Annotated in this window: 20 protein-coding genes and 1 pseudogene; 7 read left to right on the plus strand and 14 right to left on the minus strand. The window is 40.2% G+C overall.

The window, feature by feature from the left end:
- Positions 1-84: 84 nt before the first annotated feature.
- Positions 85-858 carry an HAD family hydrolase gene (locus VK080_RS15840; protein ID WP_324225739.1) on the minus strand — a complete coding sequence of 258 codons (774 nt, stop codon included), beginning with the start codon at positions 856-858 and terminating at the stop codon, positions 85-87.
- A 109-nt stretch (positions 859-967) separates the two neighbouring features.
- Entirely contained in the window at positions 968-1,381 is a 414-nt protein-coding gene (gene fosM, locus VK080_RS15845; protein ID WP_324225740.1) for a FosM family fosfomycin resistance protein, read from the minus strand.
- Between the two features lie 99 nt (positions 1,382-1,480).
- Between fosM and VK080_RS15850 the strand changes: the two genes are divergently transcribed.
- A complete protein-coding gene (locus tag VK080_RS15850; RefSeq protein ID WP_324225741.1) occupies positions 1,481-1,894 on the plus strand; it encodes a DUF6376 family protein in 414 nt (137 codons plus the stop codon).
- Positions 1,895-2,564: 670 nt separating this feature from the next.
- On the opposite strand, the gene VK080_RS15855 is transcribed toward VK080_RS15850, so the two are convergent.
- From VK080_RS15855 to VK080_RS15875, 6 genes and pseudogenes are all read right to left on the minus strand, one after another.
- Complete coding sequence (locus VK080_RS15855; protein ID WP_324225742.1) at positions 2,565-2,885, minus strand: hypothetical protein; 321 nt, start codon at positions 2,883-2,885, stop codon at positions 2,565-2,567.
- Positions 2,886-2,935: 50 nt separating this feature from the next.
- Complete coding sequence (locus VK080_RS15860; RefSeq protein WP_324225743.1) at positions 2,936-3,127, minus strand: hypothetical protein; 192 nt, start codon at positions 3,125-3,127, stop codon at positions 2,936-2,938.
- A gap of 57 nt (positions 3,128-3,184) precedes the next feature.
- Positions 3,185-3,424: a DUF2651 family protein gene (locus tag VK080_RS16110; protein WP_414672268.1), complete on the minus strand. Its 240-nt coding sequence runs from the start codon at positions 3,422-3,424 to the stop codon at positions 3,185-3,187.
- Between the two features lie 328 nt (positions 3,425-3,752).
- Entirely contained in the window at positions 3,753-4,013 is a 261-nt protein-coding gene (locus VK080_RS15865) for a hypothetical protein (RefSeq protein WP_324225744.1), read from the minus strand.
- Positions 4,014-4,029: 16 nt separating this feature from the next.
- Positions 4,030-4,290 carry a hypothetical protein gene (locus VK080_RS15870; RefSeq protein ID WP_324225745.1) on the minus strand — a complete coding sequence of 87 codons (261 nt, stop codon included), beginning with the start codon at positions 4,288-4,290 and terminating at the stop codon, positions 4,030-4,032.
- A gap of 562 nt (positions 4,291-4,852) precedes the next feature.
- A pseudogene (locus tag VK080_RS15875) lies at positions 4,853-5,166 on the minus strand (PadR family transcriptional regulator).
- A gap of 112 nt (positions 5,167-5,278) precedes the next feature.
- On the opposite strand from VK080_RS15875, the gene VK080_RS15880 reads away from it, so the two are divergent.
- Entirely contained in the window at positions 5,279-5,491 is a 213-nt protein-coding gene (locus tag VK080_RS15880) for a hypothetical protein (RefSeq protein ID WP_324225746.1), read from the plus strand.
- Between the two features lie 7 nt (positions 5,492-5,498).
- On the opposite strand, the gene VK080_RS15885 is transcribed toward VK080_RS15880, so the two are convergent.
- Positions 5,499-6,599 carry a glycosyltransferase family 61 protein gene (locus VK080_RS15885; RefSeq protein ID WP_324225747.1) on the minus strand — a complete coding sequence of 367 codons (1,101 nt, stop codon included), beginning with the start codon at positions 6,597-6,599 and terminating at the stop codon, positions 5,499-5,501.
- A gap of 142 nt (positions 6,600-6,741) precedes the next feature.
- Between VK080_RS15885 and VK080_RS15890 the strand changes: the two genes are divergently transcribed.
- The 3 genes from VK080_RS15890 (at position 6,742) to VK080_RS15900 (ending at position 9,626) form a co-directional block, all read left to right on the plus strand.
- On the plus strand, positions 6,742-7,884 hold the full coding sequence (locus VK080_RS15890; RefSeq protein ID WP_324225748.1) for an NAD-dependent epimerase/dehydratase family protein: 1,143 nt from the start codon (positions 6,742-6,744) through the stop codon (positions 7,882-7,884).
- A gap of 5 nt (positions 7,885-7,889) precedes the next feature.
- A complete protein-coding gene (locus tag VK080_RS15895) occupies positions 7,890-8,627 on the plus strand; it encodes a sulfotransferase domain-containing protein (protein ID WP_324225749.1) in 738 nt (245 codons plus the stop codon).
- Between the two features lie 66 nt (positions 8,628-8,693).
- A complete protein-coding gene (locus VK080_RS15900; RefSeq protein ID WP_324225750.1) occupies positions 8,694-9,626 on the plus strand; it encodes a glycosyltransferase family protein in 933 nt (310 codons plus the stop codon).
- Positions 9,627-9,729: 103 nt separating this feature from the next.
- On the opposite strand, the gene VK080_RS15905 is transcribed toward VK080_RS15900, so the two are convergent.
- From VK080_RS15905 to VK080_RS15925, 5 genes are all read right to left on the minus strand, one after another.
- Positions 9,730-10,734 (minus strand): polysaccharide biosynthesis protein, encoded by a 1,005-nt coding sequence (locus tag VK080_RS15905; protein WP_324225751.1) that lies wholly within the window; start codon positions 10,732-10,734, stop codon positions 9,730-9,732.
- 562 nt (positions 10,735-11,296) lie between these two features.
- Positions 11,297-11,815 (minus strand): GNAT family N-acetyltransferase, encoded by a 519-nt coding sequence (locus VK080_RS15910; protein WP_324225752.1) that lies wholly within the window; start codon positions 11,813-11,815, stop codon positions 11,297-11,299.
- Between the two features lie 16 nt (positions 11,816-11,831).
- The gene (locus VK080_RS15915) at positions 11,832-12,026 is read right to left on the minus strand and encodes a hypothetical protein (protein WP_324225753.1); all 195 of its coding nucleotides are present in this window, start codon (positions 12,024-12,026) and stop codon (positions 11,832-11,834) included.
- Between the two features lie 52 nt (positions 12,027-12,078).
- Positions 12,079-13,833, minus strand: a complete 1,755-nt coding sequence (locus tag VK080_RS15920; protein WP_324225754.1) for a putative ABC transporter permease subunit — start codon at positions 13,831-13,833, stop codon at positions 12,079-12,081.
- Positions 13,830-14,612, minus strand: a complete 783-nt coding sequence (locus tag VK080_RS15925; RefSeq protein WP_324225755.1) for an ABC transporter ATP-binding protein — start codon at positions 14,610-14,612, stop codon at positions 13,830-13,832. The genes VK080_RS15920 and VK080_RS15925 overlap by 4 nt, the downstream gene beginning before the upstream one ends.
- Before the next feature lie 150 nt (positions 14,613-14,762).
- Here VK080_RS15925 and VK080_RS15930 point away from each other — a divergent pair, with 150 nt between their 5' ends.
- Both VK080_RS15930 and VK080_RS15935 read left to right on the plus strand, forming a co-directional pair.
- The gene (locus VK080_RS15930; protein WP_324225756.1) at positions 14,763-14,969 is read left to right on the plus strand and encodes a helix-turn-helix transcriptional regulator; all 207 of its coding nucleotides are present in this window, start codon (positions 14,763-14,765) and stop codon (positions 14,967-14,969) included.
- A 49-nt stretch (positions 14,970-15,018) separates the two neighbouring features.
- Positions 15,019-15,255 (plus strand): hypothetical protein (locus tag VK080_RS15935; RefSeq protein WP_324225757.1); only part of this gene is annotated, 237 nt, incomplete at its 3' end.

Here is a 15,255-nt window from a genome sequence, read left to right on the forward strand (position 1 = left end):
GAAAAAAGGAAGAGGTAACTAATTAATTAGTTAGAGACTGAGTGAATGGTCAGCGTCTAAGCATAGGCGCTGACCTTACCAACGTTAAACAATCGGCAATAACTGCTTCAATTGCGATATTTCATATGTCGGTACCACATCATGATTTTCTATTTGATGATGGTTCACCCAGACAGACGGTACTCCAGCCTTTGTTGCACCAAGAATATCTGTATACAAATTATCGCCCACCATCAGCGCTTCATTTTTCCCAACGGACAGAAGATCACATGCATGGTCAAAAATGTCGGGGGCCGGTTTACCCTTTCCAAATGCACCTGATATCACAATATGATCAAAATAGGATTTCAATTCCGGGGTGATCTTCAGTTTTGTCCGCTGGAGATCAGGTGAGCCATTTGTCAGCATGAGCAGCTGATATTTTTCCCGCAATTCATTCAATACATCAAATGTTTCCTCATACACGAATTGGTTTTTACCACGTTCAGCCTTAAACGTCTCAGCCAGTTCCATTGCCAGCTGGGGATCGTCAACTCCCGCTTCCTTTAGCGCCATTGTCCAGGCTTTTTTCCGATATTCGGGAGCAATATCTTTCAACCGGCGGAAAGATTCTCCTTCATCGTTAAACTCGGCCCATAAGCCCTCAAACGGACTGATGCCGATCATTTCGGTAAAATCATATGTATCATAGGAAGCAAACAGATCTTGTGCATTTTCCCGGATTTTTTGTTCAAGCAGCTCTGGATCAACACCTGACTTGCCGGCAGCCAGCCTGCACGTTTTTTTAAATGCTTCATCAACACTTTTCTCATCCCAGATCAAGGTGTCGTCCAGGTCAAACATAATTGCTTTGAGCACTCTGCATCACCTTTCAGCATTCGCTAATTTTAATGATAGACTAATATTATCATGTCGTTTTGAAACAGTATATACTTTTTGGAAATGCAGCCGGTCACCCATCCTTAATTCACTCGTAAAATTCCATATGCGGCTTGTCCGCTTTATAGTATGCCAACCGGTCCTTTAATGTTCCTGTATGAAACTCAAATTTATGCCCGTCCGGATCTGTAAAATAAATGGACTTCTTATCACGCTTATCTCTCGGCCTTCCTGTTAATATATTCACACCAAGCCGCTCTAATTTTGCATACATCCTGTCAAATTCCGCTTCCTCAATCGAGAAAGCCGTATGTGTATAGGATTCGTGTATTTCATTCCGCGGAATATCCTTTTCAAGATTCAGTGCCAGCCACAGGCCAGCCAGATCAAAATAGGCTGTACTCCTGCCTTTTACCAATAACGTCGCACCAAATACCTCCTGATAGAATTTTATGGACCTCTCCAAATCCGAAACCGAAAACAGCAAATGGTTGATTTTCACTTAATTAACCTCCTAATAGGATACAGCTGCTTATTTCTTTTGCAACATACATTATGATCCATGTTATAATATTATCAGTTAGTTTTAAAGGAGATTTTCATGAAAAAACTTTCAGGCATACTCATCGTGACAGTTGCTTTGACGCTCAGTGGATGTTCCTTGCTTGAAGAAGCAAATGACTCGCTGGACTATGCAACCGATGTAACCGAATATATTAATGAATTGAATACATTTGCAGAAGAAGCACCCTCATTGGAAGGTGCTGAACTTAAATCCGAATTGGAAACACTGACTGCTGATATTGAAGACTTCATGGAAATAGAACCCCCATCGATTGCAGAGGATATTCATAAAGAATTGGAAGATAAAAGCCAGAAGCTTCTCCATACCACAAACAATATCCTGGAAGACGGTGAGGTTGCAATTGAGCAGCTGAAACAATCCGAAATCTACACAACCATTGAAAACATTTCAGAACTCAAGACTCAGATTGAAGAGTTAGGATTTGAATAATCCTGCAGAACAGCTGAAGCTCACAAGCGTAAAGCCAAAGATTACTGCAGAGATGCCAGTATTTTCTTTTCCCAAATTTTTTTAGTATAATCGATTCTTAACCCTAAAAGGTGTCATAAATTATTAAAAAATTCATGACACCTTTTTGCATCCGGTTAGATTGTCAGGCAGCTCAACAAGTTCAACGCTCATATCGGTTTTTACGACGCTTGTCCATAAACTTTTTAATCACGGGATAAACGATGGGTCCATACTTAATCAGGCGCTTTATCAGCTTCTTCATTAGATCTCCTCACTTTATTTTCGGTTAGTCATATCATTCCTTTTGCAAACAAAATTAAAACAAGCCGATCTAATTAATCAAAAAACCTAAAATAATTGGTAAGATAACGAATAAAATCGCTATGCCCAGTAGAATTTCAGATACTTTTTGGGGAAGTTTTTGACGCCCTTTTCCTGTATACAAGCCGGAAAATTGCCAGCGATTTCAATACATTACAAACAGAAACACATAGATACCAAGGGCGCCAAGCCAGTCATACTGTTCAGCCGGAATTCCGGAATAAATATTATGTAAAATTAACCAAATCAAGCTGCCTAACAGAGCGAATATCAAGATGATCCGTAATAATTCTAGGAAAAATCTCATCATAAACACCACTTGTAAAACTTAATTCATCAAAATCCAGAACGGCCAAAATAGCCAGGATCTGGCGTATATAACCAGAAGCGCGCCAATTACCAATCCCAGCAGTAAAAAGCCCATGTAATGCAAACTGTTCTTGATCCAATTGAACATATGCGCTGCAGCAAGGATAATAAACACAAATGTCAGGCCGACCGTTAGCTGACCGATTGTAAAACCGGCCAAAAAGCTGAAAATGTAATTGCTGAGAGCCGCAACCCAATACATCCAATACCTGCCCATGACAGCAATTATGACAGATATTAATGTTATCAGTAACAGGGCATAAGCAGTAAATGTCAGCATGTTATCCCGCCTTTGTACGAATAACCGTATAAGAATAACGACAGCACTTACTATAAGACAAGAGCAGCCTCTACTTTTTCCAAGAGGTGACTTGACGTTTTCGATTTAAGAGCGAATTTCAATTGATGATGGCTGTAATTATTTGCCATTATATATGATTCAATCTGATTTTTAGACGGCTCCGCCAAAAGCAGTAAATCCATGGAGGCGTCTTCAACTGAAGATAATTTTCGAATTTCCATGACCTTCTCCTTCATTTAAGATTGCTTCACACGTTCCCAAAATGCCCACTAAAGGTGCTAAAAGCGTTTCGATGACTTTTTAGAGATAACGAATTTAACAATTAAGCCGGATAAAAATGACAGCAATGTATAAAGGGTTGCCCAGAACCAAAATGAAGTGTTAAATACTGTAAAAGTGCCAATAACTGAAACTGTCGCAACTATGACAGGTGCTAGATAAATATTTTTAAAGATATAATATCCAAACCCGCCTATTATAAGCGAAATCAGCGGTAAAACAAAGATAATAAATATCACAAACTGAGCTAAATTAATAAACCTCTCCCCTTTCTATATACGACGCTCAGAATTTGCTATTTCAGCCACCATTATCCGAAAACAATAAACAATATGACAACAATCATGATAAGCCAGATATACCACTCGGGAACATAAAACATACTGACCGAAAGTAACATAGAATCCCCTTTTTCTCATAAATGACGGAGGTAACTGTATTAATTCGACTTCATTCACCAGATTTCCTTCAAAAGTGCTAAAATTGGGCGGTTAAGGTAGTTAGAATTGAGTAAGTGTGCTTGAGGGTTTTAGCGATAGGACAGAAGGCAACTTTTAGCAGGCAGATTTAATAATGTTGACTGGAATGTCTGAAGTATTCGATGAAGCACGTTTGTTTATCCGGGGAAAAGAAATAGTAAATAATGAATTTATCAACAATGGTTTTGTGGCTGCCTTCCCATTCAGGTTTATCTGCCCTCGTGCTTGAGCCAAGTGTACGTATTTTTTCTTCTATGCGTTCCAACAATTCCAATTTATATTCAGCAGTTTCGGTATGGGAGAAATGTTCGCTTTTAATACTTTCAAATGATTCGATTGTGGTTTTCAACCAGATAATTCCCATATTATATTTGACCTTTCCGGATCATCTCCCGCATTTCATCTGTCGTGAAATAGTTCTCGTTTTCTATATCCTTTTTTGCCTGCAGCAATTTTTGCTTTAAGTCAGGATATTTTTCAACGTCTTCCGCTACTGTTGTTTCAGTGTCAGCATTGTTATCTAAAGCAATAATTTTATATTGCCGGCCATTAAATTCAAATGATTGGTCATTGTCTTGAATAATATCTTCTAATATCCTTGCTGTTTGGGCATCAATTTTTCTCATGAACAATCACCTCCTAGCTTTATTTTACCATGATTGGTATGGTATCAAAACTTTTTTCAACGGATACTTGAACATAGAATTAAATTGCCAGGATGGGATAACGACAATGAATTATTTTTATTTTTCCAAAGTAGAATATTATTGAAAAGTAAAGGCTTTTCCATGAGGTTCGTAATGGGGAGATTACTAATCTCATTTTAACAGCCTTACACTTCATCGAAATATTTCTTTATAATCTGGTCAATAACGTGAGATGGAAGCCGTTTATAGTCTGATAGAAAAAGAGGGGTTGGAATTATCTTACGTCTTTTCATCATTATTGATCTGAATCCTCATTTTCAATCTGATTGTCAATTTTATTTAGTTGTTCTTGCATATTCATACCATTACCCTCCTTTTTACGTATAAATTACTGCAGCTCCCAACAGAATAGTCGTAGTACATGCATTGTATAATAAAAATACTTTATTTTTCCATTTTCAGCAACTAGAAAAACCGGGTAAAAAGCGGACCGGTCCCTTTCTCCCCCTTCAACACTGGATGATATCCGATAATTGTCCCATTAGTCTATTCCCCTCTTCAAGCCTTTTTCCGCTAATTCAATCATGGTCTTACGCCGCAATATCCTCATTTAGTACCTTCCGACTTTTTTCAGTTAAAACATATACTTTTCGCCTTGAATCTGAATCATCATGTAATATGATTAATCCCTCCATTAATAATTTCTTAATATTTGCGTAAAGAGAAGCAGGCCCGATCACAAATTCACCCTCAGTTGTTTTTTCCTCTAAGCTCATTACCGCATAACCATGTGGTGGCTCCGAATGCTGCCATAATATAAAATACAGAGTCTGTAAGTTGTTTGAACGAATCCAATTAGAATCTCCTTTGTAACACTTTATGATATATTACTCAATACTAATTTCAGGAAATCATTCACGAAGATTCTGTTAAAATAAGAGATGATGATTTACAGGGAGAAATGATTATGGAAAATAAACTGATTAGTTTCATCAAAAAAGCCTTGCCTGGACTTGAAATCGAGAGCGTGGATGTAAATTCCCGAGGATGGGATAATGACATTCTGATTGTGAATCGTTCGATTGTATTTCGGTTTCCAAAAAATAATGCTATTGCAACCTTTCTTTTATTCCATAAAAATTTTAGCCGAAGCGTACTGCCCGTTAAGGGGGAAAATTAAAACAAAACTAATTAACCCCCTCATCCTCCAGAATCCTTGATAACTTTTTTACATTAACCACAAGATTTTTGATAACTTCATGTGCTCTTGATCCGGGATTCGCATTCCTGCACTTCAGAAAATAATAATCCAAACCTAAATACTGTCCAATTTTCATAAATTCGTCTGATGTTGACGTGAATAACTGAATGATTTTCGTTCCCGGCTGACAAAACATAATATTTGCTAATCCCGCTCCATTCGGACTTATGATCACTTTAGCTGAAGAAAAAATGTCGATTTGTTCCTGTACGGTTAAGGAGCTCAAAACAACTTTTTTGAATCCTTTTTTGTTCAAAAGTTTCATGAGTTTCGGTTCATTGGCAACCTTTCGCCATGAGGCATCTTCCCGGCTGATATAGATACGATCATAGCCACTTGAGCTTGTGTTTGGCTCACCTTTCAAAAATGCGTCCCGGAGGAATTCAACGGTCCACTTCACACATGTTCCGGCATTAAATGGGACGGATGGCAATACTAAATTATCAGCTTTCAGGTGGGTTCCCGGCGTAAGCTGTAAAATTTTATCCTCGGGGATGCCAAGCATTTTTACCGTTTCCCGCTGAAATGCTGATGTCAGAGGCGGCAGGACATATTTATCAATCTTAAAGCCGCTCTTCTGCAGCAAATGATAGCGTCCCAACGTATCGTGCAGCCAGTGCCAATAATTTGTGTGCCCGGCCCAGGCAAGCACGCCCAATGTTCCATAATAATGGGAAGCGGTAGGGATTCTATCAACTGCCACCTTTCCAAAATATCGCCAATATAAATGAAAAACCATATCATATAAACACGTGTGATCAGGTGTCAAGGCATAAACCATGCCTTCCCCTTTATCGCACATCCATATACTGCCGTTTTCTATCTTTGAAATATAAGACTTGCGAAACTTGTGATTCTCGCCAAACCGCGGTGGATATACCCAATCAACCCATTCCGGCTGATCCCCTTTTGGAAGCGTATATGTTACGGTTTCATTTGTATAGAATTCTTTATAAACATCATCTAGATCTGATTTTGGAGTCGTTTTGTCAATCCAATCTTTCGTATGAATATATGAATCTGACATACCTATACATCCCCTTTTCAATTAACAACCTTGCCTATGCCCTATTTTTGCACGTATCCTGTCTTACTCCATAATATGTAGAAAAGTCTTTAACAGTGTTGAACGAGTGCCCGGCTATACCAACTTGCAGGAGGGTTAAGACATGATCAACGTACTCGTAACCGGGGCCGGCGGATTTATCGGTAAAAATCTAATCGATAGACTACACAGGGAAAAAGGCGTTTCCGTCAAACAGTATCATCGCGGGGATGACCTGTCACTGCTGTATGAGCATTTAAGCAACGCAGATATTATCTATCATCTGGCAGGGGTGAACAGACCGCAAAATAATGAAGCGTTTGCAACCGTTAATAGAGGACTTACTGAATTGATCGTCAACTATTTGAAAAAGCATCATAAGACCCCGAAGATTGTTTTTTCATCCTCAACTCAAGCAGAACGTGAAACACCTTATGGTTCAAGTAAAAAATCTGCTGAAGACGTGTTGAAACATTATAGTCGTGACACTGGTGCAGACGTATGCATTTACCGGCTGCCTGGTGTCTTTGGCAAGTGGTGCAGACCGCATTATAACTCCGTGGTCGCGACTTTTTGTCATGAATTGGCACATGACCGGGACATCGACATTCATGACGCGGACAAAGCGCTTGAGCTCGTCTATATTGACGATGTTGTGGACAGTTTTATCGATTGTCTTGATCAGAAAAAGGCAGAAGAGACATTCTATTATGATGTCCCGCAATCCTTCCACACAACGGTAGGAGACCTGGCCCACAAGCTTTACCAAATAAAGGACATGCGAAAATCACTGATCATCCCTGATCTGTCCGACAAATTAACAAAGTACTTGTATACAACCTATTTAGCTTATTTAGATGAGCATAATTTTTCATATCGTTTGCCGGCACATCAGGATGAAAGAGGAAGTCTGGTTGAGCTGATCAAATCACACCAGTCCGGGCAAGTCTTTATGTCAACATCACGAAAAGGCGTTATAAGAGGAAATCATTATCATCATACAAAAGTCGAAAAATTTTGTGTCATCAAGGGAATGGCAAACATTAAATTAAGGAAGATTGACTCCGATGACCTGATCACTTATACGGTCTCAGAACAAAATATAGAGATGGTTGATATCCCACCAGGTTATACCCATTCAATTGAAAATGTAACAGATGGTGAGATGATTGTTTTGTTTTGGGCCAATGAACTCTATGATCCCGACAACCCCGATACTTTTCGTTTAAGTGTCCAGCAGGATGATACTGATGAAAAGAAAGGATGATATCTGTGTCAAAAGCTAAGACATATCAAATTCAGGAAGATGATATTTGCATTGTAGCCTATCCTAAATCAGGGAATAATTTTCTGTTGTTTCTGATCGCCATGCTATTGTACCGGAAAAAAATCGACTGGGCCACAAAAGGGGAATTGATTCAAAACGTAACAAGTGAACCAATCCAAAATTTGCCATACCCCCATCTTGTATGGAGTCATAAAAGCTACGATCCAGTGTATCCCAAAGTCATTTACCTGGTAAGGGACCCCAGGGATGTCGTTGTTTCCTATTATCATCATTTCCTGAAATATTTTGGCGAAACACGCGATTTTGATGAATTTTTCGATGCATTTATGGAAGGAGATATTGGTCCTGGCATGTGGGATTGGAATATAGAAAGCTGGCTTAACAATCAGGATAAGGTCAAAAATGGCTTCCTGCTGGTCAAATATGAGACGCTTCTTAAAAATACGTTTAACGAAGCGAAGAGGATTGTCGGCTTTTTAAACTTAGACAGAACCGATGACGAAATCAATGAGGCTGTTAATTGGGCCTCTTTCGACAATATGAAAGCATTGGAACAGAAACAGAGGGACCATTTAAACTTGAATGTACCGACTGCCAACCCTAATATGCCTTTTGTGCGGCAAGGTAAGGCCAATAAATGGAAGTCTGTTTTGAATAAGGAACAGCAGCAGCAAATCAACCGGGCATTTGATAAGACGTTAACACGGTTAGGGTATAAGTAAAACGCTCATTTTAAGCGCCTTCTGATCCTAGAGGGCGTTTATTATTTCAGGAGGTATGAATAACCGATGCTGAATTTATTACTGATTGCCTCCGATACGTCTCATTTCACCAATCATAATTATGACGATTTGGAGAAAGAATTGGCAAAGATGACGAATTTGATGGTTTATCGAAAATCCGGTCACATCAAGCAAATATTACGAAAGATTCCCGTAAAACCGGACTTTATTTTAATCATAAATGATGTTGGTAAAACATTTACGCCTGTCGTCACCGGTTTATCCGCTGTCAGCATACCCGTGGGACTGATGATAAACGATGCTCACCGGTTTGTGGAACAGCGAAAAAGGTACATTTTGTCCAATCAGATCAGGACGTTTTTTGTCATATGCCAGCATAATTTTTACAATTACTATCCCCGTCAAAAGCATGATCAGGTATTCTTTCTCCCTCAATTCGCCAATACATCAATCTTTAAAGACTACGGCGCTGAAAAAACGATTGATTTGTTGATGCTGGGAGAAATTTCGCTTCCGCAAATCTATCCATTAAGAGAAAAAATATTACAGTATTATAAAAAGGATTCCAGGTTTTTCAACCGTCCCCATCCGGGATGGCGGGACTTCACAGCGGAACAGGCAGAAAAAGCATTAATCGGTGAAAACTATGCCAGGACCATTAATCAGGCGAAACTGTTTTTTGCATGCGGTTCCGTTCGTCAAGTCGTGACATTCAAATATTTTGAAGTGCCAGCTTGCCGCACATTACTGATGGCACCTGACCTACCGGAACTAAAGGAGATTGGCTTAATACCAGGCAAGCATTTTGTAGATATAAACGAAGAAAACTTTCCAGAAAGAGCCGAGTACTTTCTAAAAAATACTGAAGAGCGGAAAAGAATTACCGAAGAGGGCTACCGCTTCGTTCATAACCATCATTCAACCGCTCATCGGGCACGACAATTAGTCCGGCAGATAAAGAGCGTTTTGTATCATTAAGGCTGCCCGTGAGTTAGTGTCCGTTATACAAAAATCCCTTACCACTTAAACGTGATAAGGGATGATTTTGGATAATTTGAGGTCACTCTCACCGTGTGCCATATTAAAAAAGAGCCTGTGATGTGATAAAGTTGGCGTCCATAAGAATTTGTTCAATTTCGCTGGATGACATTAACGCATCATTGGATTGATACCGTTCAAAAGTGACCTTGGGTAAATTCTTGTAGTCTTTTTTGACCTTCTCTGAAATGTTGTCAGGTAAAATGACATAGTAATTTTCATCAAACTTATAAGTGTTCCGGGATTCAGCATTTGATACCAATACCTCATGGAGTTTCTCGCCTGGACGTATCCCAATCTCATTGATAGCAATGTCTTTTGCTGCAAAATGTTTTTCCAGGACTTCAACGAGATCGACAATCCGGCATGCTTTCATTTTCATGACAAATATTTCGCCGCCAATCGCTTGTTCAGATGCGTATAACAGCAAATCAATGGCTTGGGAAACCGTCAGAAAGAAACGTGTCATTTCCTTGGATGTAAGCGGAACAGTATGATGGCTTGCAATTTGTTCTTTGAAAAACGGGATGACACTGCCATTTGTCCCAATAACATTACCACCGCGGATACAAACAAAACGTGTATGATTGCTTAATTGATTGGCCTGAATGATTAATTTTTCACCAATCGCTTTCGTTAATCCATAAAAATTGATTGGTTCCACAGCTTTATCTGTTGAAACATCAATGACTTTTTTAACGTTTTGATTTAAACTTGCTTTGATAATATTCTCCGTACCATATACATTGGTTTTTAACGCTTCCGAAGGCTGGTCTTCGCATATTGGTACATGTTTGAGTGCCGAAAGATGGAATATATAATCGACATTTTTGGCCGCTTCGTTCACAGCTTCAAAATCTCTTACATCGCCTATTACAAATTTTAAATAAGGATTATCCGAAAATGTTCTTTTCATTCTCACCTGAGCAAATTCATTACGTGAAAAGATTCTTATTTCCTTTAGTTGAAATGGCAGCAGTTTTTTAACGAGTTCATGCCCCCAGGAACCCGTCCCCCCGGTAATCAATATTGTCGTATTTTGAAACACATTTAAACAACTCCTTTCAGAGTAATGCCTATTGTTTATATCATCAGGGAAATAGGTCCGTTCGAACACGGCTGATGATTAGGATAACAGGGATCTTTCTAAAATCAGATTTCCTAAATTGATTCGTTCATGCCCTGTTTAATCACCGCCATCATTAAATTAAAAAGGTTATACCACAATTTATGATGAAAATAGTAGACTGTATATGATATATGTTTAAATAAAGGCAAAAAAGGCAGTTGGTGTGAGTCCAAATGTAATATGGGGCGATCGTTCATGGAAAACTGACCCTTTCGCAATAATAGGAAAATTTCAAGGGTATTACTGTACAGCGAGGAAAGTATGAGAAGACTTTGGCGGCGCATTTTTATTGGCTTGATCCGATGCAGCAATCGGTTTAGGAACGGCTGTAAATCGTATGAAATCACGACAAATCTAAAAGGGCTTGTTCATTAACGAGATTAAAAAGTATCTCAAGGCGTTAACAAGTTCTCATAAAAGGTACAAAACATTTAACTCAATTAAATTTGTGCTAACCGTTCCAAATTCCTTAAAATTCATATTATCCCTCTTTGATTAACTCGGTGATATCAGGCCAGCCATATACAATTGCCTTCAATTTCGCACCGGCAATGACGATGTCCGCTGTATCGATATACTGAGCGCCAAGCTTTTCATAAAAATATTTGGCATCATTATCTTCCAGCACCCAGACAAGCATGGAATTGTATCCGACGTTGCTGAGCTCATCAGCTATTGGTTTGACAAGCTTTTTGCCAATGCCCTTTCCCTGATATTCCTTTAAAATGTTGATAGCATAGAGTTCCCCGTCATAGCCATTGTATTTTCCTTCCCGTTCTTTACCGCCAGTGGAAAAGCCGACAATTTCGCCGTCATCGGTTTCTGCCACATATACACTGCTTTCATTGACATTTTGCTCCCAGCGTTTAGTGCAATCTTCATAGTTTAAGCTGTCTAAAAACGTATCAGGAACAATATTTTGATAGGTTGTGCGCCAGCTGTCGACGTGGACCTTAGCAATACCTGACGCATCCTGCTGGGTTGCTTTTCTGAATCTCACAAATTGACCCCCTTTCTTAATCCTTATCTAAATCATCTTTAGGGTGAAATTTCTCCTCCTGACAGCCATTTTTTTTCTTCAGTATTTTCCCGACTTCCGAATTGTCGATTCCGTGCCTGACTGCGATGGTTATGACAAGGTATGCTATGAACAAGGCCAACGCATAAAATAAAATCATAAATAGTGCACCTATTCCGGAGAAATTCATCATACTAACAGCTCCTTTGGATTTAGAAGGGGAATCGCACCCCCTTCTCTTCTTATTAAAAGTTGCCGGGCTTCTTGCCGAGTGACGGCTTCGATTTTACATCCTGCACCATTTCAATTTCGATTCCCTGGTCAATTTTACGGGCACTCATCATCGTAAAGATATAGGCAATTCCCAGGGATATGATGAGCATCAATAGAATCCCGGCTATTGTGACCATGGCTGCACTTGCTTCTTTCCAGCTCAATACCGTGTAAACAAAGCTGGCTATTGCCCCGAAAAACCCGTCAATATCCTGACTGACCATTTGCGCAAAATCCATTGCCTCAACCGGTATCAGCAGCATGACAAATGGGATAAGCGCTAAGAACAGATACACATACGATGCAATCATGAGGATGAAAGCTGTTCCGAACTTCAGTCTATTCTGCGGATTGGCTGGATTATATTTGGCACCGATTGTACCAAGCCACATCCCGATGCCGCTGATGCCAACCGTAATGACAGCTTTCATGGCAATCCCTGTCATGAATTGAAGCAGCGTCCATCCAAAAAACAACCCGATGATGATTTCAACAATCGTTAACAGAACAAAAGGCAGCAGCCAGCTGATCCACAATTTGCCGAATGCGATATCTTTTCCGGACAACGGCAAGATCCGCAATATCCAGACCGATTTCGCTTCTCTGGCAATCGTGGAGGCGGAAATCTGCCCGTTGAACATCGCATAGATAAACAAAAGAATTGCCTGTGTAATCGGCCATGTTGCTTCATTCGGTCCCCTTAGATCGCTCAACGCCGCTCCACCTGACACAGCACCGATAGCGCCAAACACAAAAAAGAACACAAGCGGCAGAAACACAAGCCACTCCCGCATATCACGCTTTATTGCATACCATTCTTTTTTTCCGATGGCGATATTTGGATGATTCAATTTAGGACCGGATTTTCGTGCTGCACTTTTCTTGCGCTTCTTGCCGCTGCCTTCACTTAACTTAACCCATCCGGTGCGGAAGCCTCTTTCAACCAGTGTCGATGTCAGCATAAAAAAGATGGCCGCCAGCAATAGAATGAGAATTAACGGTACATGAAAATCTATGGACCCAGATGTGGCACCAACAATAGCATCACTCGCCCATGTTATTGGCACCCACTCTGGAAACAGCGGCAGACCGGCCAGAATCATTTCGGATAGAGGTTCGTCATTTACCATGTTCGGAATCATGAACAATAAATAGACAAATATACCGGATAACACGCTCATTACGGTCATGAATTCATTTGCCTTGCTCGCCGGAACAACCTGCACCAATAGCAAGTTAAACAAATATGCTATCGACAAGCCGATCACAATAACCGACAACAGGACAAGAAGCACGACCGGATAGTAAAGCACATTTGCACCAATGAACGTACCATAAACAAATAATGTCACGACATAAAGAACGAATACCAGTAGTGGGATACCCACGAAACTCTGTAAATATTTAATCCAGAAAATGTACCGTGTCGGAATCGGCAACGTAAACAACAAATTGAGATCCGTCGCTGAATACAAGTGCTTGAACACTTGCGGCAGTCCCAGCAGAATGATAAAGCCAATAACTAATAAAAATCCGTATGACAATATACCGGCAAAAACTGGTTCCGTAATAGCATCAGCAATCGCCCAGATCCCGGCTGACAACCAGTACAGCAAAATCGCAAATACTGCAAACATGACAATATAGCTGAAGTAATTTTTGCCGGGCTGCGACTTTACGGTATTGATGAATATGTTCCATTGGTTTTTCAAAAGAGCCTTCATCATTTGACATCACCGTCATCGGAAATTTCGCTGATGATGGCCTGCTGATCCTCGCCGCCGGTCAGTTCAAGGAAAATATCCTCCAGACTTTGACCAGCATGATCGCCCGCCTTTAATTCATCCATTGTTCCGAGCGCAATGATATCACCTTCGAAAATAATCCCGACCCGGTCACACATTTGCTCAGCAATTTCCAGAATGTGGGTTGATAAAAATGCGGTCATGCCATTATCACAAAGTTCACGGAGCAGATTCTTCAGACTGCGCGCACTTTTCGGATCAAGCCCGACTGTCGGCTCATCCAGAAACAGCACATCCGGTTCGTGAACAAGTGCACCGCAAATAGCGATTTTCTGCTTCATTCCATGTGAATAGCTTTCAATTAAGTCATTCGCCTGTTCGGTCAGGTTGAAGATTTGCAAGAGGTCATTTGCTTTGGTCTGGAACTGGTCTTTTGGCAGCCGGAAAACAGACGCTATAAATTCAAGATAATCCCATCCCGTCAATTTCGGGTAAAGATTAGGCTGGTCAGGCACATACGCAATTTTTTCTTTTGCTTTGAGCGGATTTTTCCAAATGTCGATCCCGTTGATTTCAGCAGTTCCGCTTGTCGGCTCAAGCAGCCCGGTAAGCATCTTGATCGTTGTCGTTTTTCCGGCACCATTCGGTCCAAGAAACCCAAATAACTCCCCTTTGTTGACTTTGAGATTCAGGTCTTTTACGGCTTCATGTTTTCGATATGTTTTTGCAAGATTCGTAAGCTTGATTGAGTCGCTTTCCATCGTTTCTCCCCCTTGTGAAATCCTGGGTACATTATAACAGAGATTATTTATGATTTATCCCCTGATATCGAATCTTATGTAAAACACCCTTGACAGTAAAGGGCGCTTTACATTATCTTATCATTAAACACATGTTGCTGGAGCGAAACTATGAATAATAAAGTAGCAGCACATCGAAAAAAGCACGGATTCTCGCAGGCATATTTGGCTAAAAAATTGGGCGTTTCCAGGCAGACCATCATTTCAATTGAAAAAGAAAAGTATAACCCATCACTGCCACTCGCATTACGAATTGCGGAAATTTTTGATACTGAGGTGGAAAATATTTTCATCCTGGAAGAAGAGGATCGACCTTAAAACACCTACAGCGATTATCCATCAATCTGTAGCGCGGATAACCATTGTCTTGAGCGGTTTAACCCAAATCCGTGCGATTTTTCTTAAACCTCAGTGCATTACAACTTATGGTTTACCGTTCTACAGACGGATTTCCCAACAAGTTAGAGCAGTTCATCTTGGGGCAACAACGGGACAAAGCGCTTGCCTCATAGATATTCAACTTACCGATTCAGCTTCACCAAAAACCAGCCATTTTTCAAATTCTCTCGATTATAATAAAATCGCTCATGATCCCCATAGCGCG

It is taken from the genome of Lentibacillus sp., assembly GCF_035301925.1.
In the GTDB taxonomy this organism is placed as follows: Bacteria; Bacillota; Bacilli; order Bacillales; family Amphibacillaceae; genus Lentibacillus.